This is a genomic window from Autumnicola musiva, assembly GCF_031846585.1.
GTDB lineage: Bacteria > Bacteroidota > Bacteroidia > Flavobacteriales > Flavobacteriaceae > Autumnicola > Autumnicola musiva.
On sequence record NZ_JAVRHK010000006.1, the window covers coordinates 200,944 to 227,573 of the forward strand.

At 33.2% G+C, this 26,630-nt stretch carries 19 protein-coding genes; 5 read left to right on the forward strand and 14 right to left on the reverse strand.

Annotated features, from left to right (window positions below; all coding sequences use genetic code 11):
• Window positions 1-299 precede the first annotated feature (299 nt).
• The 4 genes from RM539_RS10395 to RM539_RS10410 are packed head-to-tail and all read left to right on the forward strand — an operon-like array spanning window position 300 to window position 5,320.
• The gene (locus tag RM539_RS10395; protein ID WP_311503334.1) at window positions 300-1,421 is read left to right on the forward strand and encodes a tyrosine-type recombinase/integrase; all 1,122 of its coding nucleotides are present in this window, start codon (window positions 300-302) and stop codon (window positions 1,419-1,421) included.
• A complete protein-coding gene (locus RM539_RS10400) occupies window positions 1,408-2,841 on the forward strand; it encodes a tyrosine-type recombinase/integrase (protein WP_311503335.1) in 1,434 nt (477 codons plus the stop codon). The genes RM539_RS10395 and RM539_RS10400 overlap by 14 nt, the downstream gene beginning before the upstream one ends.
• Complete coding sequence (locus tag RM539_RS10405; RefSeq protein WP_311503336.1) at window positions 2,825-4,933, forward strand: hypothetical protein; 2,109 nt, start codon at window positions 2,825-2,827, stop codon at window positions 4,931-4,933. The genes RM539_RS10400 and RM539_RS10405 overlap by 17 nt, the downstream gene beginning before the upstream one ends.
• Entirely contained in the window at window positions 4,934-5,320 is a 387-nt protein-coding gene (locus RM539_RS10410; RefSeq protein ID WP_311503337.1) for a hypothetical protein, read from the forward strand. It abuts the gene before it with no gap.
• Between the two features lie 31 nt (window positions 5,321-5,351).
• Here the strand turns inward: RM539_RS10410 and RM539_RS10415 are convergent, their stop codons facing one another.
• From RM539_RS10415 to RM539_RS20110, 6 genes are all read right to left on the reverse strand, one after another.
• The gene (locus RM539_RS10415; protein ID WP_311503338.1) at window positions 5,352-7,262 is read right to left on the reverse strand and encodes an Eco57I restriction-modification methylase domain-containing protein; all 1,911 of its coding nucleotides are present in this window, start codon (window positions 7,260-7,262) and stop codon (window positions 5,352-5,354) included.
• Window positions 7,259-8,011 (reverse strand): hypothetical protein, encoded by a 753-nt coding sequence (locus tag RM539_RS10420; protein ID WP_311503339.1) that lies wholly within the window; start codon window positions 8,009-8,011, stop codon window positions 7,259-7,261. Before RM539_RS10420 ends, RM539_RS10415 begins: the two co-directional genes overlap by 4 nt.
• Before the next feature lie 3 nt (window positions 8,012-8,014).
• Window positions 8,015-9,115 carry a hypothetical protein gene (locus tag RM539_RS10425; RefSeq protein WP_311503340.1) on the reverse strand — a complete coding sequence of 367 codons (1,101 nt, stop codon included), beginning with the start codon at window positions 9,113-9,115 and terminating at the stop codon, window positions 8,015-8,017.
• A complete protein-coding gene (locus RM539_RS10430; protein WP_311503341.1) occupies window positions 9,108-11,435 on the reverse strand; it encodes a sensor histidine kinase in 2,328 nt (775 codons plus the stop codon). Before RM539_RS10430 ends, RM539_RS10425 begins: the two co-directional genes overlap by 8 nt.
• Before the next feature lie 305 nt (window positions 11,436-11,740).
• The gene (locus RM539_RS10435) at window positions 11,741-12,307 is read right to left on the reverse strand and encodes a recombinase family protein (RefSeq protein ID WP_311503342.1); all 567 of its coding nucleotides are present in this window, start codon (window positions 12,305-12,307) and stop codon (window positions 11,741-11,743) included.
• Window positions 12,308-12,496: 189 nt separating this feature from the next.
• The gene (locus RM539_RS20110) at window positions 12,497-12,718 is read right to left on the reverse strand and encodes a helix-turn-helix domain-containing protein (RefSeq protein WP_432264620.1); all 222 of its coding nucleotides are present in this window, start codon (window positions 12,716-12,718) and stop codon (window positions 12,497-12,499) included.
• Between the two features lie 67 nt (window positions 12,719-12,785).
• Here RM539_RS20110 and RM539_RS10440 point away from each other — a divergent pair, with 67 nt between their 5' ends.
• A complete protein-coding gene (locus RM539_RS10440) occupies window positions 12,786-13,358 on the forward strand; it encodes a hypothetical protein (RefSeq protein WP_311503343.1) in 573 nt (190 codons plus the stop codon).
• 62 nt (window positions 13,359-13,420) lie between these two features.
• Here the strand turns inward: RM539_RS10440 and RM539_RS10445 are convergent, their stop codons facing one another.
• The 8 genes from RM539_RS10445 to RM539_RS10480 all read right to left on the reverse strand — a co-directional run bounded on the left by RM539_RS10445 (window position 13,421) and on the right by RM539_RS10480 (window position 26,618).
• Entirely contained in the window at window positions 13,421-16,861 is a 3,441-nt protein-coding gene (locus RM539_RS10445; RefSeq protein ID WP_311503344.1) for a DEAD/DEAH box helicase family protein, read from the reverse strand.
• 9 nt (window positions 16,862-16,870) lie between these two features.
• Window positions 16,871-18,745, reverse strand: a complete 1,875-nt coding sequence (locus RM539_RS10450; RefSeq protein ID WP_311503345.1) for a nuclease-related domain-containing DEAD/DEAH box helicase — start codon at window positions 18,743-18,745, stop codon at window positions 16,871-16,873.
• On the reverse strand, window positions 18,745-19,035 hold the full coding sequence (locus tag RM539_RS10455) for a hypothetical protein (protein ID WP_311503346.1): 291 nt from the start codon (window positions 19,033-19,035) through the stop codon (window positions 18,745-18,747). The genes RM539_RS10450 and RM539_RS10455 overlap by 1 nt, the downstream gene beginning before the upstream one ends.
• A complete protein-coding gene (locus RM539_RS10460; protein ID WP_311503347.1) occupies window positions 19,032-20,354 on the reverse strand; it encodes a hypothetical protein in 1,323 nt (440 codons plus the stop codon). The genes RM539_RS10455 and RM539_RS10460 overlap by 4 nt, the downstream gene beginning before the upstream one ends.
• Window positions 20,355-20,455: 101 nt before the next feature.
• Window positions 20,456-21,643, reverse strand: coding sequence for a restriction endonuclease subunit S (locus tag RM539_RS10465; RefSeq protein WP_311503348.1), 1,188 nt, complete (start codon window positions 21,641-21,643; stop codon window positions 20,456-20,458).
• Window positions 21,644-23,194, reverse strand: coding sequence for a type I restriction-modification system subunit M (locus tag RM539_RS10470; RefSeq protein ID WP_311503349.1), 1,551 nt, complete (start codon window positions 23,192-23,194; stop codon window positions 21,644-21,646).
• 66 nt (window positions 23,195-23,260) lie between these two features.
• On the reverse strand, window positions 23,261-24,148 hold the full coding sequence (locus tag RM539_RS10475; protein WP_311503350.1) for a hypothetical protein: 888 nt from the start codon (window positions 24,146-24,148) through the stop codon (window positions 23,261-23,263).
• A gap of 10 nt (window positions 24,149-24,158) precedes the next feature.
• Window positions 24,159-26,618, reverse strand: a complete 2,460-nt coding sequence (locus RM539_RS10480; protein WP_311503351.1) for an N-6 DNA methylase — start codon at window positions 26,616-26,618, stop codon at window positions 24,159-24,161.
• Window positions 26,619-26,630: the final 12 nt, after the last annotated feature.

Consider the following 26,630-nt stretch of genomic DNA (forward strand, 5'->3'; position numbering starts at 1 on the left):
TTAAAAAGTAATTAGTGATAAATATTCAGACGCTGAAACTACTTTTAAGATCAAATAACATTTTCTATTACTGAGATTAAAAATTAATAAAAATATAATGAGAGTAGAGCAGTAATTTTTTTTGAATTGACCATGAATCAATTAATAAACTTTAAAGAATCATATCTGAACTATAATTTATATTATGTAAAATGGGATTCAATGTAAAGGATGTTCATATTGATTTATACTACCTGTTTAAATAAGCATACACATCAAATATTTTTATATCTTAATTCCGAAATCTAAGATTAAGATAAATGAATATTGTCCGAGTAAGTTTTAAATGTGATATAAATAAACCAGTTCTCTGCAAAGAATCAGTTCCTGTTTATTTACCATTTAAGTACAATATCCTTTCTTTAAAGAATAAATCCTACAAAACGCAATATAATTATATGCACTCCATCAAAATTTTATTCGAATTTTTTGAGGACCAAAAAATTAACTTACAACTGGAAATATTAAAAAGTAATTTTTCTCTCATCCTTGGTAAAATTGATAGTTTAACGATGTACTTGGAAACTAAGGAATCCAAAACTAAAGATGCCAGCAATCCAAATTCATTTTTAACTAAAAATAATCATCTATGCAGAATGAGAAATTTCCTGGAATGGTGTAATCTTTATTTCAACAATTCCTCTAATGATGAGAATAGACAAATTGAATCAATATTTAATTCTCATATTGTTTCGTTTGGGTATAATTCATCATATACTAGTTTAGAGAAAAAGGATATAAAAAATATTTTGGACCTAGCTCATCCCCATTCCGAAAATAATCCCTTTGTTAAAAAAAATAGAGTTAGAAATTTTGTTATTATTCTTCTACTCAGTGAAACAGGTTTAAGACTTAGTGAACTGCTAAAAATAAAAACTGATGACTTTATAAGAGATGGAAGAAAAATATATTTACGAATAGTCAATCGTAATATAGACAAAGAAGATACTCGAAAAAATCCTCCAAGTCTAAAAAATTACTATGGAATTAGAACCGTAGGAATCAGCCAAGGAACCTATGAATTAATAGACTTATATATCCAACAACATCGAAAAAAGAATCAACATCACTCCTATCTTTTTACAAGTGATATAAACGGAAATCCATTAGCTAAGAACAGTGTATCAAATATTTTCCATATTATTTCTATTAAATTAAATTTAAAATTTACTCCTCATGTTTTACGACATTTTTTTTCTGAAACTATGCTAGAGTTTTTAATAGAAATAAAGAAAATTGATATGGAGCGTGCCAAAGATGAACTCAGAATAATTTGTGGTTGGTCTATAAATTCTAATATGCCAAACCTTTACACTAAAAACTATATTTCAAAGTTAGCCAATAACCATAACCAAGAAAGAATAACTTGTGTCAATAGCTAAGATTCCTGCTTTATTAAGGATAGAATTATCAACTACGACTGCACACGTAATCCATACTGCAGAAGATGTTTGGACGATACCAGTTGGAGGAATTAATAACCACATACATTGGAATAAACTGATTATTAGCGAAGAACTAACATTTTATTTCAAACTTTACGTCATTCATAGACTTCAAACTAGATCTGTTGCGACTGTGATGAATGGTGATTATAGAATGATCATTGAGTTGAACCGCAAACAAATATCTTTTCCATTTAATTCAGATGGCGTTTTAAGCTTTTTACGACATAGCCAAAATTATAATTTAGTAAATGCCTTTAAGGGATTTTATGGCTGGGCTTTACAAAGAGCCTACAAAGGCTTTGATTCGGTATTAATGGATCAGATTAAGGAGATTAAAATCAAACGACAGAATCCATATCATAAAATTTTTCTACAGCAAAATTTTGTAACAGATGAAGAAGACCTGCTTATACGCAACAGAATAGCAGAAATAGATATTACAAAATGCAGTTGGATTGAGCTAAGAAATAATATAATTCTAAATATTTCTTATGAACTAGCTCCCCGCCCATCACAGTTTTACTTAATTAATGTTGAAGATTTCATTTCTGTAAAGACCCAAGAAAAGATCTATTTTTCCATTAATTTACCTATGTCCAAAAAGAGAAAATCTCTTAGAATTGAGAAAAGGAACCGAAGCATTAGTCTCAGTTTAGGTGAAAAAATTGAGAAGTTGTTGTTGCTATATAAATATTATAGATTTCCATCTAAATCTCTATTTCTGTCAAACAATAGAAGCAGGCTTTTAGTATCTGATTACACCTCTATTATAAAGGCAGAAATGAATACCTTGAATATTAACAAAACTCCTACGGATTTAAGACATCATTTGGCGCAATCTTTAGCTGATCAGGGAGCATCAGCCGAAGTTATAGCGGAATTAATGGGACATAATTCAACTCTACCAGCGCGTGCATACATAGCTGCAACGCCAAAAATTGCAGAGATAAAGGCAAAAGCTTTAGGAAAAAATCCTAAGTACATGGAAATTATGGATATGATGGTTACAGGTAAAATTATAGAACGAAAGGATGCACTTCATGAAAGATGGATAAAAGGAATGATTGCTCAACAGTATATTGGAGGTATTGGATCATGTGGTTTACCTTCTAATACTTCTTGCCCTAAAAACCCTGTATATGCATGCTATACATGCATAAAATTCCATCCATTTAAGGATGGTAATCATGTTGTTGTAAAAGAGGAACTTCAAAAACAAGCACAATATTTTGTTGACATAGCAGAAAATGTGAATGATTTAAGTACAAACAGAACAGTTCATCAATTAGAGGATACGATAATAGCTGTAGATCGAATAATTACTAAAATTAGCTCAAGTGAAAATGGAAATTAACCTTGTTGACTTCATTAATATCGAAAAAAAACATTTCAGTTCACTTAAAACAGGAATCAATTGGGAAGATAGTAGATGGAATGTCTCTAAATGGTTACCCCACAGAGGTCATGATAATAGCCTTGTTTTTAACACTTTTTATAGAACTTTCAAGAAGTTGCCACCAAACATAATTTTGCCAGAAAAGAAAGATTTACCCTCTCCATATATGGAGTTTACAAAAGCAGTTGCCGTATATATTCATAGAACAAAAAACGTTGGTTTCATGTCTATACGTAATTGTGTAAATGAATGTAGACGTTTACATATAATTATGTATAGACGTGGAGAAAATTCTCCAACACAATTAACCCGTTGGCATTTTGAAGAAGTTGTCCAATTTTTAAAAGAAATTGAGTATAAAAATCTATTTGATACTGCTACCAATTTACAAGTAATTGCAGATATAATTGAATTAAAGAAAATTTCATCAAAGCCTATAGGGTTTAGCCATGGAATAAAATCTGAAAATAGGTATTATAATTATCAATCTACACAATTAGCCCAGTCAAATGATTTAGACTTCAGAAAAGAGGAAAAGTTGCCAAGTTACGAGGCCTTAGTGGCATATGCAAAATGTTCTAACAACCCCATTAATAATTATGAGGAAATTCTTTTGAGAACAATTGATCTTCTTATAGTAACAGGTTTAAGAGGGAATGAAATAACCCATCTTCCTTATGATTGTTGGGTGGAAAAGCCATTAAAAGATCCCCAAGGCTTAGTGAAAAAAGATTTTCATGGAAATGATTTAATAAATATAGGAATTAGATATTTTGCCGAAAAACAATTTCAGTCCAGGGTTCATTGGTTTGCGAAACAAGATATTCCAATGGCTAAAAGAGCCGTAGAAAGAATAAAAACCTTGACTGAGGAAACAAGAGAAATCGCTAAGTGGCAAGAGAAAAATAAAAATAAACTTTGGCAATATGAAAAGGATGAGATTATATCTACGTATGAACTTATTGAATTTTTAGGATATAGAAAGATGGTATCTTTAGATGGATATCTAAAAAAGCATAACATAAAACATACAGGCACAGATAAATCCTTTTTCGAGTACAAATCTAAAAGAACTAGTAAAATTTATTACTCGAAATTTTATAGGGCTGGGGACATTGAAGAGCATTTATTGAATATTAAAAGAGAACAAAATGTGTTCCTGGAAGAAGCCAATGCGAATAATAATAAGGAAATAAAATTGAGTGGATTTTTGGTAATAAGACCTGAAGGTGCATTTCGATTTAAAAGATTTGCAAACACCTTCAAAATTTTGCCTGGTAGAGTAACCCTTACGGAAATCAATTATGCATTAGGAATAAATGAAACTGCGGAATCAATTTTTGAAAGAAGGAACCTGACAGAACCTGATGGAACTAAAATTAGGTTAACCAGTCACCAACCGAGGCACTGGCGAAATACGTTATATGAACTTGCCGGAATGAGTAATGTTCAACAGGCTCTTGCAATGGGAAGACAAAATCTAACCCAAAATAAAGCTTACCAGCACACAACAATTCGGGAAAAGACTGGCTTACATCAGGAATTTTTGGGCTTTAGTTCGGTAGGTGAAAAAATATCGTTTCTACATGATGGGGTTAGAAACAAAAGCATTTTAGGGGATATTACTAATACGTATCACTACCTCAAAAAAAATGAAAATTTAGATTCCGCAGAAAGTTTTTTACGGACACATGGTCTGGCCATTCACCTTACCCCTTTCGGAGGTTGCACTCACGATTTTAGCCAATCACCTTGTCAGAAGCATTTACAATGTTGGAACGGATGCTCTCATTTACATAGAACAAATACTCCCGGAGAAACAGAAAGGATAAGAGAACAGCTTGTCAGAAGTAAAGAAGCACATGAAACTATGATATCTCAAAACGACAGCACTTATGGTAAAGATGTATGGACAAAAGATTTAGAAAAGAAAATTAAAAATTTAGAACGATCTTTAAAAATCACACCCTCCTCTACTCCTATTCAGATATTTCCTGAAGGAGAGGAGTTTACAAAACCTGTATACAAGAAAAAAAACAGTTCAGTTTAAATGAAAAAATTACGTGGAGAACAATTAGATGCACAGTTAAAAAAGGAACTAGATGATATGATCCAAATAGGCTATAAACTGGCTCCTATTTCTCGATCTGCTATCCAGCGGAGATTAAAATTAAATAGTAGAAGCACATTAGCTGTAGCCTATAGGGCCGAAATGATTGATATTGCCCGGAAGGTACAGATGAACAATGCTGGCTTTGATCTACAAGGAAAGAAAAAGCGAAATGGCCTGCAAGAACAAAACGAAAACCTTAAAAGGAAAATAGCTGACTTAGAAAAAGAAAGAGATACTTTAATTGAAAAAATGGCAATGATAATTAATGGTGCCCAGGCCAAAGGATATGATGTTGAAGAAATTATGATGCCTATTCTTCATTAGAAAACCATCTTTATCAAAAAAGAATTTGATTCTAACCAACAACTTCAGGTAGTGATTTGGAATTAATAGTAGTACCGGAAACTTTGGTAAGAGGTTTTACTTGTGTTAAATCAACGTCATATAAATTTTCAATATAATTATTAATCTCTTCTTGGTCTTTTATTGCTAAAAGTTGATCAATTTCATTATCGGAAAAGTCATATATTCCGAAGTTCTTAATATAATTTCTGCTAAAAGAATAATAGCCAGAACCATATGGTTTGCTTGAGTTGATAATGTAAAACCAGAATAATCGAGAGGACATTATTTTTCTTAAATATTTAAGTTCTCTTTCATTTTCTCCAATTATAGCAAGACCATTAACAAACAACAAAGAAGGCTCATTATTAATAACATAATTTGGAATTGAAGGAGAAATATGAGGAAAAAATAATTTAAAATTATAATTTTCTAAGGACTGATTTCTTCCATATGCATACCATATTTGATAATCCTTACCCTTACCTTTATCACGAGTTGCAAGTACCTCTTTTTTTGAAAGTAAATATTTGTATGCACCTGGTGCTTCCATTTTGAATTCTTCTTCAGGTATTATAACAGCTTGTCCATTTAAAATTCGATAAGGAAAGATTATTTTCTTCCTTATGCTTTCTATTGAATCTAATTTGGTAAGTTTATTTGGATTAATAATATCAACACAAGCAGCTCGTTCAATTTGGTACTCCCGATCATTTTGTAAAAAATAAAAATCTTCATCTTCTTGAAAAGGATCAAAGATATACACATCATTTTTGAGTGTAGCAATTCCATTTCTTGATGTAAATTTTTTACCGAGTGGTGTCCCTATTGATTCAATTTTATTTAAAATTTCTCTCTCTTGTAAATTCCAACCTCTTTCAAAATCGAGATTTTTATAGCCTATGGATTTAAAAGATAATTTTTCATTTACTAAAAAATCAGTACTTGACAATTTAACATACTTCAGATTTTCGGAGACCGATTTTTGAATTACACATATACAAGTGTAGGTTGATTTAGAATCAAAGACCTGAAAGGAACCAAAATCTATAATTTTCATATCGAACATGTGTGTCTGAAAGTAATCTCTTAAAGCACGACCATTTACACTTTTAAAAAAAGTGTTCATCGTTATATAACCAAGAGTTGCATTTGGTTTTAAAAAACTAATACCCAGTTCAAAAAATGGAATATATAAATCTGGATGCCCTGTGCTACTTACAGACCAATTTTGTATAAGAATTTTTGATTCTCTATCAATATTTCTAGAACAAACATATGGGGGATTTCCGACAATTGAATCAAATCCTATAAAATCTGGAATTTCATTTTTCCAATCAAAATTAAGAGCATTTCCGAGATGAAGATTAAAAGAGAAATATTCAGGATCTTCTCCATCAACTATTGCTGCCAAACTAAGAAGTAACTCTGATCTAGTAATTGAAAACTTTTGGATATCCAAGCCGAACAAATTCTCTCTGTAAATATCGAAATAACTTCTTTTACTCTTTTCCTTTATCATTTTGGCTGCCGTATAAAGAAATCCGGAACATCCACATGCTGGATCGCAAAGCTTAAAGGAGGCGTCAATATTTCCCTTAATATTAATGACTTGATCAACAATAAATTCTCTGATATCGTTAGGAGTATATATAGCACCAGTAATTACCTTTTCTTCAGGAGAAATTACATATTCAAAGGCTTCAATTAAATCTTCAATAGTAATGATAGAAAATGTGCTTACAAATTTCTTAAGATCATCAAAATTGGAGTCATCTTTTTTAATGCGAAGTTGTTCTATAAGAACATTGTTACACTTCTGAATATTATTGGAGTATAAAAAGTTTGAAACAATTAACCTGTTCACACTCTGGGGGTCACAGGAATAAGATTTGAGATATGTAAAAAAACCGTGCTTCATCATTCCGAAAGATTTGGACAAATCTTATGTTTTCCGTCCCATGAAATATTTCCATTATTGAATGCCCAGTTATTAGCAAACGTATGAATATAAGGTCGCCAAAAACTCTCTTGATACTTCTTGAATATAGTGTGGTATTCAGACTCGTCTCTCATTTTATGCCATATCTCCGGCGAAAAATTTGCAAGAACTAAATCTACTCCAAGAATAATATCTACCGGCATATGCATCATTCTAGGAGTGTCCATTAAAAGAACTTGGCCTGATTGAGATGAGGGGTCTGTTCTTGGTAGATATTGAATATGATAAATTGGATGAATTTCATCTGTTTCGATACTTTCATCATGCCGGTCGATATGAAAACCAAAAGAATAATTGCCAGTGGAATCAATTCCCCTAACCACTGTGCGAAAATTCATCTGAATGAAAGGATCACTGAATGTATTCCAAATTTGATGATCGCACAATATTTTCGTATCGATTGTGATTTCTAAAGAAGTAATTGTATTTGGGTGAATATGACGTCCTGTTGTAGGCAAATAAAGTGTAAGCCCTTCAATATCATACCCCCAACACGAATAATCTGTAGTTTTTGGTTTATGGAAAGCCTGAGTTTTATCCCTTAATTTCTGAGCAGCATCGTGTAAAGGAAAAGTGTTGGCAATTCCGAACTTTTCTAATAGTTGAGCATATCTTGTCAATTCACTAGCTCTATCAAGTCTAATTTTCATGACGTTTGCGGGTACATTCATCAATTAGTTCTTTACAGCTTGTTTTGCTATTTTCAGTTTTTCAATGTCATCAGCATGAACTTTTAATCCACTTTTTAAGCCTTTTCTTTCCGAAGCAGCTTCAAATGATAGATACATTTGGTCCTGCCAAGGTTTAGGTTCTTTAGTATAGTGAATTTTATACCCTTCTAGTGGATCTAGAGGTCTTTTGTAATATTCACAAAGGGTCCAAAATTTGGTGCTAATGGACTTTTCGATAGGTTCTGCAGGTACAAGCGAACTCAATTTAGTTGCTGCCACAATTGAATTAACTCTTTGTACTGCATTCAACGAGGCTAGTCTTTTGCCAGTTAAGGATTTAAATTTGTTCTGAATACGATCCATCCACCATCTTTTCCAAGCGTCTGAAAATACCCCTTGATACATTTCATCAGAAAAAAAATCATCCACCAGTTTAGACCAGTCCTGGGACTTTTCAATATCAATTCCTAATCGAGAGGCAAGAAGTTTTTCCTGAATAAGTGGACCTGGTTTTCTAATAACTTCTTTCAAGAAGTGTTGTGAATACTCATGAATGGGAAATTCTGAATCCTTATCAGAAAACTTTCCAAGTATTCGAGAGTCCAAAAGTTTAGTGTCTCGGTACAGTATTTCATCTAAATTCCCTTTAAATTTTTTCAGCTGTTCATAGCCATTAGCAAGAGATTGAAGCTTTGTTGCAATTTTATCCCAGTTAGGACTAGAATCCTTTACAAATCTATAATCGAATAGGTCGTGGCTAGTATGATCCCTATTATAGTATTCCCTTATTTTTTTATCTGTTGAACATAGAATTATAGGAACATCTTTTATTCCTTCGTTAGCGGCACTTCTATTTCTCAATTCTTGAGCAAGTCCAGATGCCGTAAATTTCACATCAATTGCTGCGTTCCCGTCCAAACGTAAGTCCAGAATCACACCATCATATCTTTTCAGTTCACCTTCAAATTCCAGAATCATTTGTTTGAACTCTGCAACTTGAATAAAATCGACATCAATTATGTTCGTATCCTGAAGACCGTCCCTAATAGCCATCACACTACTATCTGAAAAATCATCTATGTATATATAACTAGCCTTATTCATCTTTATCTTCTTTTTTCTCTGGAATTTCTATTCTCATTGTTGTATTAAAACCTTCTTCAGGGTTTGCTACAAGTATTTCACCACCATAACTCTCAACAATGTCTTTGACAATTTTTAAGCCTAAACCAATTCCCCTCAGAGATTCACCTTCAGGTTCATTTCGTCCTGCCGCTGATGTAGTTGTAAAAAATGCGTTGAATACTTTATCTCTATTTTCAACAGGTATTCCATCTCCATCATCTGAAAATTCAAGGAATACATAGCCTCTTTCACGACCACATCTTATTTTAATTTGTCCCTTACTTTCTGCTCTTTTAATAGCCTTTTTGGCATTTATATAAAAATTGAACAAAATAGAAGCCCATTCCGATTTATGCATCGGAACTGTCCATAGATCATAATCTTCAAATATTGGCTTATAAAAAATGTAATTCGAAGCTTTTATATCCTCTTGAACTACATCTTCAAATTCATATACTACATCACGTAACTCTATTGAATCTAAATCTCTAAGAACATTACGAGAAATGGCTTCATAAAAATAGGCCGTGTAAGTACTGAAACTTTTCAAATTTTCATCAAGCCTTTCCGTTCTTGCTAATGCCTCTGTTAAATCAGCAACTGCACGTTTTAAATATCGTATATCCGTATCAAAAGCAGGTAAAAATCTATCAATTTCATGAACAAATTCTCCAATTACTAAACCTAGACCAGCAAGAATACGAAGCATATTCATTTCTTCTATAAGTCCTTTTTTTTCCTCTTTTTCTTTTTCTCTACTAGCTTTGAGCTTGCCTATTTTTTCCTTAAAATGACTTTTAGAATCAGAAGTCCCATTTGATTTTGCTTTTTGATCCTCAAGCCCCTCCTCATTTTCAATCAAAGTTTCCAGTTCGAATATTGCTTCGTCAACTTCCTGTTCAGCAGGCTTCTTTTCTCTCTTTTCCCAGTCTCTCTGCCCTGCGGTTCCCTTTCTGTTCCTAAGTTCAGCGACTTTAAGAACTGCGCTAGTAATCGACCGGTAAATGAAATCAGAAAGTTCTTGGAATGCTTCATTTTCAATGAGACCTTCCCGACTAGCGGTTTCTTCAAATAAATGGCCTGTATTGTCATTAATCTCTACGAATCCAAAAAAACTATTATTTTGGTGGGGTGCAATGATTGCCCTTCTTCTTGTTGATTCATCTAAACCAATCCAGTCATTTCCTTTTTCTCCATAAGGTAGAACTCTGAAGCCATTTCTATATAGCCGAATTCCACCGGTTTCATTTGCTACCGATTTAATAAAACTTAGAGTCTGAGTTGGAAGCAGGCTGGATTCATAAATAAAGTAATAGCATTTAAAATGAATATCCCTGATAAATTCAAATTTGGATTTATCTTTATTCCTGTCCTTTCCTATAAAGAAAATCTCTTCAGTGAAGCCTAGTTTATCACTTTTTAAACTCCAACATCCTTGGCCATCATCAAGTACAAATCCTTCTACTTCAGCTAGAGCATGCTGGAAAAATGCTTCGTTATCATCAATAATTGGTTCAAGATGACCCTCTTCATATTTCCGAAAATATTTACTTTTGAATCCTGGATCAACTCTATCTGTTTCTGATTTCTTACGTTTGTCCGAAAGCGGAAAGGGTTGAAGTAAATTAGATGTATAACGGTAAGCACGTTTGATCATCGCATCAGTCCAAGTATCCCTCAGACCTTCTATTATTAGAGTCGTTCCTTCATCTTTTATTTTTGATATTGTCTTAATTTGGTTTGAAATCAAGAGTAGTTCCTTATCACTTTCAAAATCATTCCACGCAATTGTAATACTTATTGCTTCCTGCGATTCGAGGGTTTGAGTGATTACGGTCAATTTAGTGCCTAATCTTTGAGTAGAAAATCGTCCTATCCCTTTTTTTCCAGCTCTATATCTAGCATACCTACCGGAGATTGGATTATGTATTTTATCTGCGGAAGACAATCGCATAAAACCATTAATTAGTTGCTCCCTTGTCATTCCTAGTCCGTTATCCTCAATGGTCAATTTTCCACCCTCTTTCCACGCATTCTCGAAAATTAAGTTTACTTCCAGCGCATCGGCATCATATGCATTTTTCACCAGCTCTGATACGGCTGTTTCATGTCTCCCAACTAATTCAAGTCCAAGCCTATTAATTATTCCCGCATCTACGGAAAATCTGACATTTTGATTGTCAAGTTTAGCTAGCTCATGAGAAAGGGAGAGAACCACACTATTATCTGAGTTTTCCTTCTCCAGTTCCTCATTTAGCTTTCTTTTAAGGCTGAATATTTGAGTCTGTGTATCCATCATAGTATTGATAATAAGTAATCATAGATCATTCCTAATTAATTCAATATCAGTATCTTGTATGCTACTGCATTAAATCCTCATGTTTAAACATAATTTTTAAAATAGAGGGAATTTAATTAGGTGTGATGTATTAGTACTAGTTTTTTGGTGTATGTTAAACCTTTTTCACAAACTCATCTTAAACAACTTTCTGTTTTATCCATTTAGTATAGAAGCCGCAAAAGTAAAAAAAATACGCAGCTTCGTCTCCTATATCTAAGTACATTCAAAAAGTTTAGTTAAAAAATAAAGTGGTATCTATCATCCTATTTTTTCGAAGCGTCTACTCTGTAAAATGTTGTTTTACTTACTCCTGCTCTCCTGCAGGCCTCCTCTATTGGTAAATTCTGATTATCATATAAATGCTTTGCATATTGATACTTCTCTATGGTATCTTTCTTAAAACCTTTTGGACGACCTAGAAGTTTTTTACGTTTCCGTGCATTGCTCAATCCCACTTTCGTACGCTCGCTTATAAGATTTCTTTCAAATTCTGCTACAGCAGCAAATATTTGTAAAAGAAATTTACCATTTGCAGAGGTAGTATCAAATTCAGGTTCACTAATACTTTTAAAATGGACACCTCTTTCATTAAAAGTATCTATGAGATCTATCATATTCTTTAAAGATCTAAAAATTCTATCGTTCTTATAAATTATAACTGTATCTCCTTTTCGAAGGAATTCCAGCATCTCTAACAATCCTTTTCTATCTTCTCTAACACCACTACCAATATCCGTGTAAATTTTATCACATCCCTCCTTCTCCAATAAATCCAATTGTGATTCTAATTTTTGATTCTGAGTAGAAACTCTTGCATATCCAACCACCATATCTGTAACAAAAAAAGTTATTTTATAAAACTATTAAATAAAACGGAAAATGGGACTTATACTGATATACTTTCGACCAATAGTTTATAAACCCAAAAAACGACCGTTTAAAGGAACTGTATAATAGTGTGTTTTAAGACTACCTTTTTAAGGTTAGAAAGATTATGGAAATTCTAAAAAGTTTGAATTCTATAGTTGTTCGAAAAATTCAGAAAGATTGAGGTTAAAATAATCGCAAAGGGCGGCAAGAGTACTAACAGTAATATTTACTTTACCAGTTTCAATCCTAGATATATGAATGCCAGTATCATTATAAACATCTTCTTGGGTAAGTTCCTTTTTTTCTCTATGCCGTTTTAATTGGATAGAGATTTGGTGTAGTAATTTTTCATTCTTTAAGCGACTTCCCATAAGATTATGAAAAGTCCAAAGAATTCATCATTTTTGTAATGACTTAAATGTCATTATTTGTGCTTGTATGAACTATCAAATTATCATAGGAAGTTCGACACCAGAAGAACTACTGGTGCCAATCTCTCAATATTGGTCATACAGAAATGGCTGCTTTTCACCCTTACCTTCGGAATTTTCAGATAAACGGAGTTCAAATAAAATAGATATTAAAGATATACTAATAAATTCCCATTGCGTTTTACACTTAACGCCCTGCGCCTTATGTCAAATGCCAATTAAAAAGGAAGTCAATAGTAGGAAAGAATTTAGAGAGGCAGTATTGACCTCTAAACTTGTTTGTGAAAATTGTAATGATTTTTCACCCTATTTAGAAGGAGGACTTCCCCTACCCGATTCTCTGGAAAGCAGTATTAATAAATTGAATAATGAAGAATTAAAAGTTCTAAACGGAATAGTTCAACTAAAAACTAAGTTTAAAATTTATAGGCACATATTCCATAATAATTTGAATGATTACGATACCTGGGCTATTATAAACAATCTACAGAAAAAAAATTTAATTTGGATTGAAAGAGATTCCTCTTGGAAAATAAAAGCATTCAATTACGATCCTTCTATTATTAATTTTCTTCTTTAATTATTATAAATTCTATCAAATGAAAGTATTTTTATAGCTACCGAAAGTGGATAGGTGTCATTTTAAGCTATCCCCGCATTCTCATTTACCCTATCTACAATGGATACAATTTTTGTTATTCTTTCTTTATCACCTTTAAATATATCAAGAATACCTCTCTCATAGTTTTTATCAAATGTGGAAGAAGAAAGCATCTTCTTATCTATTGTTCCTTCCTCGTTCAAATATTCAATAATTTTATTTATAAAGGTAATTTGATCTGCATTTAAATTTTCATCCTGAATGAGATCACTAAAGAGTTGGTTTGCTATAGTAATGTCTAAACCAATAATTTTACGAATAAACTTACCTAGAGGATCACCATTTAAATGACTTTTAAAGTCTTTACCTAATTCCCCACTGGAGAGAAAATTTTCAAGTAATAGTAATTCCTTTTCAGTTATCGGTAAGTTCCGGTATAGCTTATCAATCACCAAGTGGTCTTTATTTTTTCGGATAAAAGCCTCCACCCTTTCCTTGTAATTCGTACCTCTCTGATACCCCTTCAATAAGTCCCATTCTTTAATTTCACTTTCGTATACAGTATCTTCAAAATTAGAATATACGGGATCCAGAGATTCCTTATCAAGGAATTGTATTAATGACCTTAAATCTTCCCGTACTTTTTCGACCTGACTGAGAGAAACCTGCTTCCAAAAATCCATATCCTGGACTTCTCTCACTGTATTAATTTTTGCAGCAATTGCCGGAATGTTTCTCTTTTTTTCTAAGCGGTTTCCAATATTATATATTCTTTCAATATATCTTTCTTGGGAAGAATCACCTGCTATTAATGCATAATGCAATCTTAATACTAGCAAGTCAAATCTTTTAGCCAATTCATCTTCATCATCCTTATATGATGGCAACCTGGACAAGTGAGTTTTTATGTCATTTTCATCGCCTTTACTTAGATTATCCCAGGCCTCTCTATTTTTATATTTCTTTACATGTTCCCAAACAGATCTCACTAAATATCTATCTTCATTTAAACTCTTTACAGTCTGAAAAAGATTAGTAGTAAATTGATTCATCAATTCATCTTCTTCTGAAGATGTATTAGATTTGTTTCTAAGCGCTACCACTAAATCAAGTTTTGCTTCGAAGATTTGTTGAGAAAGACTTTTAGAAGAAGACGTGGTAATACCATCTGGAAATTCATCAAAAAACTCAAAGTTTGAACAAAAATCAAAAATCACAAAATGCTCTTTATCCTTATTAGGAGCAAATAAATTGGGGCGTAGCCGTGTCCCCCTTCCAATCATTTGCCAATATTTCGCAAAGGATCGAACCCTTTTAAAAAATACCAGATTTACAACCCTTGGAGCATCTACCCCGGTATCCATCATATCTACTGATACAGCAATTTGGGGTTCCATTTCGGTCTTATCTTCACAAAATTTCTCCAGAAGATCCTGAGCCTTATCAGCGTAATTATCAATAATCCTTAAGAAATTACCTCTATATTCGGGATAGTTTTTATTGAAACGCTTTTCTATAAATGCAGCATGCTTATGATTCTTCGCAAAAATTATGGTTTTACCCAGCTTATCACCACCTTCAACTTTCTCCCCATTTTCCATTACGTGCGCCAAAACCTTATCAACGGTATCTTTATTAAACAACCAACTATTTAATTTACCCTTATCAATCTCCTCCATTACAACCTGGCCAGTTGTAGGATCCCCAAAAAGCTCTTCATAATGAGCTTTATCCTTTTCCGGAAGCTCTTTATATTTTACTCCTTCTAAGGGAAATTTAATGGGAACTTCAATAGCTTTAGGTGGCACTAAAAATTTATCGGCTACCGCCTGGTCCAGTTCGTAAGAAAATGTAGGATTATCATCCTCTATCTCAAATAAAGAATATGTGTTTCGGTCTATATCTTTCTTGGGAGTAGCAGTCAATCCAATTAAAAGACTATCAAAATAATCGAATATTGAGCCGTATTTCTGATATACTGACCTATGAGCTTCATCTATGATTACCAGATCGAAATGGCCTACTCCATAAAACCTACCATCATCAGACTTTAAGCTATCAATTTTATTCATAATTGTAGGATAGGTAGAGAATACGAGCCTGGTACCGCTATCTTCTTTTTCTTTAGTAAGATCTATTGCCGAAAGATGTGGCAAATGCTCTTTAAAGGCATTCTTAGCCTGGGTAACCAGGGCATTCCTATCTGCCAGAAACAAAATCCTTTTCGTCCAGTTACTTTTCGTTAGCATATCTACAATAGCAGCGGCTGTTCTGGTTTTTCCGCTACCGGTTGCCATTACCAACAGAGCTTTTCTGCTCCTACCTACTAATTCACCTTCCTTTTTTGTAGTAAAACTTTCAGCGACACGCTGAATGGCTTCTAATTGATATGGTCTTCCTGCGATATCAAGATTTGCTTTAAAATCTCTTATATCTTTTCGCGAAGTTCTTCGGTCAATTAGTAATTGTAATTCATCCTGGGTATAGAAACCCTGTACTTCTCTATCTGGATAAAACGTATTATCCCATAAATGTGTATTAAAGCCATTTGAATAAAAGATTACCGGCCTTTGTCCAAATATTTCTTCTAAACAATTGGCATAAAGAAAAGCCTGATGTTTACCTTTCGCAGCGTCATATAATGTCTTTTTTGCTTCTACAACAGCTAATGGCAAACCATTTTTACCCCAAAGAACGTAGTCGACAAATCCAGTTCCACTTGGATTAGTTGTTAGGGGCATTCCCTTTACCTCAAATTCTAGATCTTTCCCTTGCTTTAAATCATCCCAACCTGCCTCTTTCAGTAAAAGATCAATAAGCTGTTTTCGGGTTTCAATTTCAGAAGTAAGCGGTGGAATAGACTTATCAGAATCCTGAGTTTTTTTTCGCTGCTCTTTTCTATCCCTTAATTTTTTTTCATGCTCTTGAACCTGTAATTGGAGAATCTCATTATCTACAGCCTTTTCTTGAAGCTCAAAGGCATTCTTTTTGCTTTTCTCTAATTCGGCCTCAAGTTTTTCTGCTCTCTTTTTTAATTCCCTAAAAGCCTCCTTTTCAGCTTCTTCATACCGAAGTATTTTTTCGTCAAACGTAGGAATTTTAGGATTTTCTTCACTATAATAGACACTTAAAAAGGAGGTAAATCTAAAAAGATTTTTTAACGACTGAAGTGCCTGAAATTGATTGACTTTTTTTCCGTGAGCGGCATTATTCCCGGTAAGTCTAATCACATCCAATTCGCGATGCATAGATGGTTTAAGTATATCCTTAAAATCCTGGTTATGCATTAAAGCTCCAAGCTTGGTATCATAAGGTAATCTTAGATCCACATCATTTTCATACAACCAGAAAATTGCTTTCTCTAAGGTAGTTCTGGAAAGGAGTGCGGAATACCGGGGCTCCTTGAATACGTGCGTTTCAGTATTCAGAGCTTCCTGATATATCGCTGGAAATTCCTTTTGTAGAAAACTAAAATTGCTCATGTATCTTTTTTAAATTCCTATTTCAGAAAACTGGGACTCAAAAAATCTTTGATAATTAGGATTACCCAGGTTAAGTATTATCAGATTTTGTCTTGCTCTTGTAAGACCTGTATATATTAATTCTGCATTTGCGTTACTGTCTTCATCATTTTCTACTAGTAGAAATAAAGTATTAATCTCCCACCCCTTGAAACTATGAATAGTAGATAGTTTTACGGTACCTGTTTTCATCCAGAAATGATTTTTACGTCCCCGTCGAATCTTCTCCAGTTTATTATAAATATCCTTTTCTGCCTTTTGTTCTATAAGGTCTAATGGAGTATTAGCCTTCTGGAGATATTCAATTTGGGCTTTTTTAAGATCCTCATATTCCTCCTTTCTCTCGAATGTAATGGCGGTTTTTTCCTTTTTCTTTTCTCGAATCAAATATTCAATATCCCTTAGCTTAGTAACCGAGGCTCCCAGAATTGCAACATCAGAAGAATGAATCCTATTCGCATTCAATATCTCATATATCTTTTCCACGCATTTTTCTGCATTAGAATTTGGGATAATATGTTGCTGAATCAACCGCTGTTCAAAATCCAATTGTGAGAGGAAATTTAGGTCATCGGCCTTATACTTTTGTTTAAAAAATTGTTTCTGAAAATTTAAAGCAAGTTTACCTATATCACTTCCAAATCTGTGAGACTCATTCATAGAATTATTCCAGTTACCTCGAATCTTATTTATCCTTATTTCATTGTTGTCATCCAACTCCCTTTCATAAATATTCTGTTTTTCATCCCCGAAAACCACAAACTCACTATTTTCATGCATGAAATTTTCAGTAATTATATCGAGCCAGGCCTGCTGGTAATCTTGAATTTCATCTATGAAAATCGCATCGAACTTCATAGTATTCTTATTTTTAAAAAACTCAGTATCCTGAAAACAACCAAGACTGGTGATCTTGATATTGTTATTATTGGCCTGAGTTTTAAAAAATTGATGATAATTGGTGATATAGAATTTATTCCAAAAAAACTCCTCCCGCACATCGCTTATACGGTCATGAATATAGTTTTTAAGACTTAAATTGTAGGTAAGTATCAAAACTCTTCCACCAGTTCTTTTATGAGCATTTACAGCTCTTTTTGCCAACACGAGAGTTTTCCCGCTTCCAGCAGCACCCTTTATTTTTCTATAGGGTCTTTCTTCACTTCTTATTAATTCCTTTTGAGCCTTGGTGTAATTGATTTCCTTGCCTTCTTCAAGCTCATGAAAAGGTGGAGCAAGATATCTTCTGCAACTCTTATATATTGCTTCATCAAAGATATAAGACTTCCGATTCAGTCTAAAGTGCCTAAGCATTTTTTCAAGGCGTCGGGGATTCAAAGAGTCGTGCCCCCAGAACTCCATATAATTAAGAAAGTTCTTATATCGATAATCCTGGTATTCTCCTGAATGTAAAAACCTATTTATCCCTGCTTCTGATGCATTATGGAAATAAACCATGCAATTTACAACAGACCATGCATTCTTATTTTGAATTTTCTTCTCGAATATCGCCTCACTGTGAAGTTCATAAAGATTCTCCTTATACTTTTGAACTTGATATAAAGGAGACTCAATGATTGTTTTATTCGATTTAAGAACCCAGTTATTTTTAGGATTTAAATAGTAATTATTCAGGTTCCAGTCTTTAACTTCAATTATTAGGATTCCAGCAATCTTATTCACCAAGATAATATCCGGTTGATCCCCGTTCAAAAAAGGTTGAAAGAAAACTTCATAATCATCATTGAGGTTATTTACCAGGAAATTCAAAAACTCATTTTCACCTTCTGTGGGCTGTACTTTTTGCTTTCTGATTTGATCGAAGGAAGGAAATAATTTTGCCATTATTTTGACGTATCTAAGCTTAATATTCTATTTCTCAAATGACCGGTTATTCGATTCCAATTCTTACTTCCGTTTAATTTCGGATAATTGATCAACGCATCCTCTCCATAGTGAAACGCATTAGAAAGTGTAAGCTGATCTTCTCTTAATTCAGCCTGAAGTACATCGTAATGTGTATTCAGTGGCCGGGCAACTTCTTCGATTGCAATTAGCTCTAGTTTAAGTAATAGTGCCTTTATATTTTTAATACTTCTAGGGTAAATATTAGCTGCTTGATTTGGTGCAATCATACTGAAACTGTTTTGGTTGCTATATCTTCTGAAGTGATAAAAATATTTTCAAATTTGTTTTTACATTCTGTTAGCAGGTCAACCACAGGCTGTACATTTTCCTTATCAGTATCTATAGACCTTAGATCTTCATATGGAATCTCGATTCTAACCTGGTGGCCAAAAGAAATCAAAATCCTATTCATATTGGATTTCTCTAATTTTCTCCAATTTGTTTTTTCTCGCCAATCAAAGGTTGATTCAAAGGTTTGATCAAAAAAGGTCTCTATTTCATCCCACTGCCCAAGATTTCTATCCTTTCTTCCAGAGTATTTCCAAAAGTTATTGGACTTGAAAATATTTGATTTTAGTTCTTCATAATCACCATTCAAACTCGATATATACTTGGCATAGGAATCTGATATTTTAATATGAAAGAGTTTTTCAACTGAATATTCCTTTCCTAGTATTTGCACCGAATTTGAAAAAATTACACCAGGCTTTTCATGCAATATGTGTTTGCCTTGAGTTTTTGTATTTGCAGGCCACATAATTACCGCTAATCCAGTATTAGTAAATTCAAAAAGTAATTCTCGGGACCAGTTAGTATTCATTTCAAAGCCAAGTCTACCCTTGATAGCTTCAAACTCCCCAACTTCAATGGCTGTTTCTAATCTTTCGTTTGCCTTTAGCACATCATTACCAAAATCAAGGTGATTGAATGGTATTTCTGGAAGCCAATTGTGTTTATGACGTTTAATTAAATTGATAAAATCATTTACCAGGGGTACACTTAATCCCAGCGTATTTTCAAAATTAGCTACGCGTACAACCATCTCCATTAAATCTCTCCAATTTAGATCAACAGGAATAGGCTTCATCCCCTCTACTCCTTTATTAGCAATTGCATCAACGGTTTGTTTATAGAGCTGAAAAGAACAATCTCTATCATCTGGCTTAGCTTCGAAGATGATGGCCACATTGTTAGCCCGTATATACATATCAGGTCTTTGATCACCTACCTTTTCTGCATTATAGGAGTTAAATTTATCCACATCCAACCTCAATCCTGTAAGGCTTACAGCAAAGAGAATCTCAAATTCTTCTACATCTTTTGCCCGGCGCTGAATATCATTTTCAAAGTCTGGATCTTTCTTTTTTTGATTAAAAAGCCTGTTATAGATTTCCTCATTATCCTTCATGATATATTTTAATACCTCATGGAGTAGCAATGGATCTCGTTTAAGACATAATGCAAAAGCCCTGGTTAAATCATCTTCTAATTGGTATTCTCTATCTGTTTTTGAATAAGGTTTGAAATAGCTTAAATGGCTGTTCATTAAAACTCGTTTTGGTTAGTTATCGGTTTCGTCTAAAATTAAGCAGATTTTGGGAATATGCTTAATTATTAAATTATCTATTTATTTCTTTATGACTTTCCTTATACCAGCTCTCCTTTAAAAGCTTTTTGTAAAAGACAATTGAAAAGTTCATTTGACTTTAATCTTAATTTTCTAATCCTAATTTTTTCATCTTCAAGTAATTTAATTTGAGATGTAAATTTTTTCTGCTCAGAAATTGTAGGAATAGGAATAATAAAATTTCGAAATATTTTTAGATTTAAATGTGCTACAGTTCCCCCAACCTTATTACCCAATAATTTCTTTTTAAAACTTTTATTTCTCAAAAGTTCCGTCAAAAAAATATTGATTAGAAACTTTGGATTTACTCGTACCGTAAATATGCTTTCATATGTCGTAAATTCTTTATCTGAATCAACAATAGCACAGGTTCCCAAAGACCCCGACTTACTCACCAATACATCTCCTCTCTTTGTTATCCTGTTTTTTGTAATTCGTTTATGTTGCGCTTCAGAAATAAATTTTGCTTTATTAAATTTTAATTGTCCGTTTCTGATATCAGTTGCACGAATGAGTGGATAGCCTCCAGTTTCAACGTATTCTACTTTTGAAGTAAGCCCTAAGAAAATTTCCTGACAAACATCTAATAATTTCTTTTCAGGGTAGTTATTTGGATTTTTAATTACATTCCCAAACATCTCCAAAAACAGAGACTGACTTAGATCTTCATATTTCTGGATAAGCTGTTTATCCAGCTGGCGCAACCTGTCGGCTTCGTCTAAAATAGCCGCGATCTTTCGCTGGACTTTTAGGGGTGGAAGTGGAATTTGCAATTTTGCTAGCTTCGCTTTGTTTAATGTTTTACCCATTACCGCTCGATCTCCTCCTTCCGTAAAATCAAAAGAACTCATCACATAATAAAAATAGTTAAGATCTAATATTGATTCGTCTTTAATTGGAAGCGCGGCAATTGCCTCATTAGTATATAAATCTTTGTTTGCTATTGCAGTCTTTCCAATCGACAACTTAAAACTGTAAAGTAATGTTCCCTTTTTTACCAATTTGATATTTGAACTTTTGACACCTAAATTTGTTAGTTCTTCTTTTGAGTCTTCAATATATTTTACTCCGTTTAAATCTCTGATGGATAGCCAGGTTTCACCCTCTCCGAAATTTAATTTTTCCTTTCTCGCTGGTGTTTTACCTATATTGATTTCAGCCAAGGCAGATAACGGGATCATTTTAAAATTGCTATGAGCTAAAAACATTTAACCAATCATTTTTTCGAGATTTGACAATGATTTTAGGCGTTCGGCATCCAGTTCTTTGATGGATGCGATCAGTTTTTCCGGTTTTTCATATTCCACTTCTTCATATACAATTTCCTTATAACGATTAATACTAAGATCATAACCATTATCCTTGATTTCCTTTTTTGGCACGAGAAAAGACTGAGAAGTGCGATCGCTAAAACCTCCTTCTCCCTTAGCCAGTTTTTTCCAATCGGCAAGGACTTCTGGAATATCACATTTACCCTTGGTTTCCTCTATTGCATTTTCAGGTTCATTAAAAACCTTTTCAAAGAATTCCTCATCAATTAGAGCATTACGCTTATCATCCAGGCTATAACCGTCGGCTTTCATATCGTAAAACCATACATTATCGGTACCACCGCTATTGGTCTTTGTAAAAATTAAAACAGCGGTACTTACCCCCGCATAAGGTTTAAATACTCCACTTGGCATAGAGATAATCCCTTGTAATTGTTGGTTCTCCACTAACTCTTCGCGAATAGATTTATGAGCCCCACTACTTCCAAATAACACTCCATCTGGCACAATCACCGCCGCACGGCCACCTGTTTTTAAGGTACGTAGCATTAGAGATAAAAACAGCAGTTCAGTCTTTTTAGTTTTGGTAGTTTTCAAAAGACTGGATTCTACAGTATCATAATCCAGGCTTCCTTTAAAAGGAGGGTTTGCCAGCACAAGCGTATATGCATCATCTACATCGCCGTTACTCTTGCTTAGAGCATCCTTTCCTATCAGAGAAGGATGTTCCACTCCGTGTAACTGTAGGTTCATTGCAGCAATACGTAACATGGAAGCATCGAACTCTGTTCCGTTAAACATCTTATCATCATAATGCTTCCGAAACTCTTCTTCCTGAAACCAATCGTGATGTTTCTCGTAAAGGTATTCGCCAGCTGAAACTAAAAATCCTGCTGTTCCACAAGCCGGGTCACTAATAATATCATCTTTTTTAGGTTCCATTAAATGGACCATCATTCTAATGATATGCTTAGGTGTTCTAAATTGTCCTGCTTTACCAGCAATAGATAGTTTAGAGAGCATATATTCATAAATATCACCTTTAGTATCCCTGCTATCCAGAGGTAATTTATCAATCTTCTGCACCACCTTATCTAAAACCTGTGGTGTTGGAATCATAAAGGTGGCTCCTTTCATGTATTGAGAAAAAATACCTCCTTCTCTGCCCACGGTTTTCATAAAGTCGAAAACGGTTATTCCTCTCAGTTCTTCCTGAGGCGTGGTAAAGAGGTCGAACATTACTTCAGGATCTTTATCCTTAAACTGACTCCATCTAAGATCCTTTTGTTCCTTAGTATAAATTGGATTCTTTATAGCAATCCCCATGAGGTTCTCTTCCTCTTCCTTCTTTAGCTGTTTATCGTCAAGCCTTTTTAGAAAAATGAGGTAGGTAAATTGTTCAATAACGGTAAGCGGGTTTGAAACTCCCCCAGTCCAGAAATCGTTCCAGATCTTATCTACCTGATTTTTTAATTCTCCTGTAATCATATATTGTTTTGGTTGTTTTTATTTATAGTTCAAATATAGAATGAATGTATGCAGTGTATGTGCACATTAAAAATAGTTTCGATAATGCGGGTCATTGCAAAACACCGTAAGCCAGCATAGAACCTCTTGGATCAAGAAAAAATTAGAAAGGAATGGCATTTTTACTTCAGCTTTATCATTTAAATGCGAATATCGATTGGTGGATTCTTTTAACTTTCTAATTGCAGCTTTAATATCCCTTGGAATATTTTTATCTAACCTGTGTGTTTCTCCATTAGAATCATCCGTTGGCCTATTCTCCAAAAATCTTACGCACCATTCTTGATTTGGTTTTCCGTTATTGAAAAATGAATTTGGAATACAAGGTATTGGATTATTTAGTCCAACAAATATTCCTTCGAGTAAATCTCTCTGGGAATTGATGTTCTTCTTTCGATAATCTTGCTCTTTAAAACATTTGATAATTTCTAGAAAGTTAGTCTTATCTGAATTTCCTAAAATACCTTCATCAAAGCATTGAAAACTCCCTGGAAATTCCTTTCTTGCCTGAATTTCGGGTCTTTTTTCTTGTGACTTCAAAATATCCTGGAACAAAGACTCATTGTCTTCACCCTTTATATAGTAATTGCCATAAGACTGTTCAAACCACTCCTTTTCTGTATAATCGGGCTGCCCTGTGAATATAAAGAAAGGTAAATAGTTGGTCTTATTCAAATCTATTAAAAAATCTCTTGATGCTCGTAAACCATTAAGATCGGTAACGGTATCATCTTTTTTAAATTTGACCTTGGCATCAAGTATTACAGCATCGTAAATGGGATTCTTTTTTAATTCATTAATTCCCTCTTCGTGAGATTCAAAAGGAATAATATCAATGTCATCCTGTTCCGCTTCACCAATAATATCTTGCTGAGTCTTATACAAATCATCTATCCAAAGTACTTTTATATTCATATCTTACAAACTATAATATTACATCAAACTCATGTTGAAATTTAAGTATATATGAGACTGGAAATTCAGATTGAGGCTCATTCTTAATTTCAAATTTAGCTGAATAATGGTTTAATATTGAATTAATATCAGCCCCTCCCATTCCAGAGCCCCCACTATCAGAAGTTTTTTCTCCTCGTGTAATTAATTTATCGAAAGAAAAATTACGAGGAAAAGGTTTACCATTATTAGAAATTTCCAAAACGTAATTTTTGCGATCCCAATCATTCCAAATTTCACATCTTATAATGTTTCCTTTATCATCTTTATTAAATCCATGATCCCGAGCGTTTGAAACTATATTAGAAAATAGCATATAGAAATCCTCTCTGTTAATTAGAATCTCTGGCCTTGCAAAACGCCCCCCCATATCAAAGGATTCACGATCGATATGAAGTTGATCAAATCTAAAGAAATCGGGATCTTTAAATCTGTTAATGCTTTCCTTTACTAATTTCACAAGATCGTTCTTTTCTTTGGTTCTTTTCAGGTCAATTCTTTCATCAAATGTTTCTAACATTTTGCTCATTGAACCAATAGTATCTTCAAGACTAGACAAATGTTCATCAAAAGTTTGATTTAAATTTTTACTATAAATTAAATTGGGATCTAATGGTTTCCCCTGATTCTTTCTGATAAACTTTTTGGTTCCAGAAACATTCGATTTTAATGCATTTAAATATTGCCTGAATGTATGCTTTATGGATGCAAACTCTCTAAAAGAATTATCTTTTAGTCCTATTAATTCTCTTTTTAATTCAACCTCTTTCTCCTTAGATCTTATATAAGCTTCTTTGACCCGCTTCATTCTTAACTCTTGTTCCGCTTTGGAAGGTCGATTGATAGAAATTTGAAGAAAATCTTTAAAATTTAGAAGCTTCGTTGCACTTCCATGTCTATAAATAGATAATTGCTTTTCGACAAAATTAGAATGTAATTCATTTATTAAATAATCTAAATTGAGACTATCATCAACAATCTCAAAACTCATAACAGCATGCGATATTGCAATAGGGTCTCCATTGAATTTAAAAAATGTAGGCCTCAAATCATTACCAATCTTTGCAACCAAAAGAGCTGATCTTGAAATTTTTCTAAAATTTTTAGTCTTTATAGCTGAAGATTCAATCGGATCAAGTTTCAAGTAGAAATCAAGATCGTCTTTGATTAAATTTTTGACAGATATAGATCTAATAACTTCATTTTTTTCAATCTTTTCTCCCCTATTAACTTTCAAAACCTTTGCTAGCCTTATCACATTCGAATCTTGAATCACTTCAAGTTCCTCTCGCCATAATATTCTTCCTATTTCTAAATTATAATCATCAGCCGTCAATTCCTCCCGTGAAATTCTTTGGATACCATCACCGGATTTCTCTGTGTTTAAATCAGTTACTATTTTTTCATAATTGATAATCGGATATTTAGAATTACCATCTAAATATTTATTCGCATCAACAAAAGTTACTATTCCCGGTCGTTTTTTATTTTTACTTAATACTAGAATTGAGGTTTTGATACCTGTATGTTTTAAAACACCATGTGGTAAAGTGATAACTTTTTCAATTAAATCTTTTTCAACAAGATTTTTTCTTAGTCTAGCTTTAAAACCAGAATCAAATAAAATACTATTAGGCACCAGAACAATTAGTTGACCATTTGCACTAACAGATTCCAATCCTTCTTCAATAATAAACTCATCACAACTCTTATATCTAGTATGCCAACTAGAAGAAAGTTTTTTCATTGGTTGAAAGGGTGGCGCCGAAATGATTAAATCGAATGATGCTGATTTAATCCATTCCTGGATTGAATCATGATTGAAATAGTTTTCTGTATCTTTTCCGTAAGCTAATCTTCGTAAGATTCCAAGAGCCCAAGTATTGAAATTTATTTCTTGAGCTACATATTTAATGTCCTTTTTAAACTTAAGTCCAAATGTACCCGTTCCTGCGAATGGGTTATATACTAAAGCGCTAGACTCTAAATTAGCCTGATTAATAATAAAATCTGCTAAACCAGGGGGAAGGAAGTGTTCTCCAGAAGATCTTCCTAAAGAATCAATGAATCTATAAAGTATGGAATCAAAAAGATTAGAAAACTCAAGATCCGATTTAGACAAACCCAGATCATTAATTTGACGCATAAATATTGAAAATTGGAAACGCCCTAATGATTTTAAAATTGATTCATAAACTAATTTCCAGCTTTTAAAAAGTTCAGGATTGAAGCTTGCGATTTCTTCATCTATATTTTTGAGTATGTCCTCTTTAGTTCCCTCCTTATTATTCGGAGTAAGATTATATTTTCTTAAAACAATAAGGAATAATATAACATCATAATGGTGAGGCTGAAGACCAGTTGACCGTAAAAATTCAAAAGACTCCCATATTTTTTGCTCTAATAATTTGATATCATCTGTGTGGCCCATAAATCACTTCAA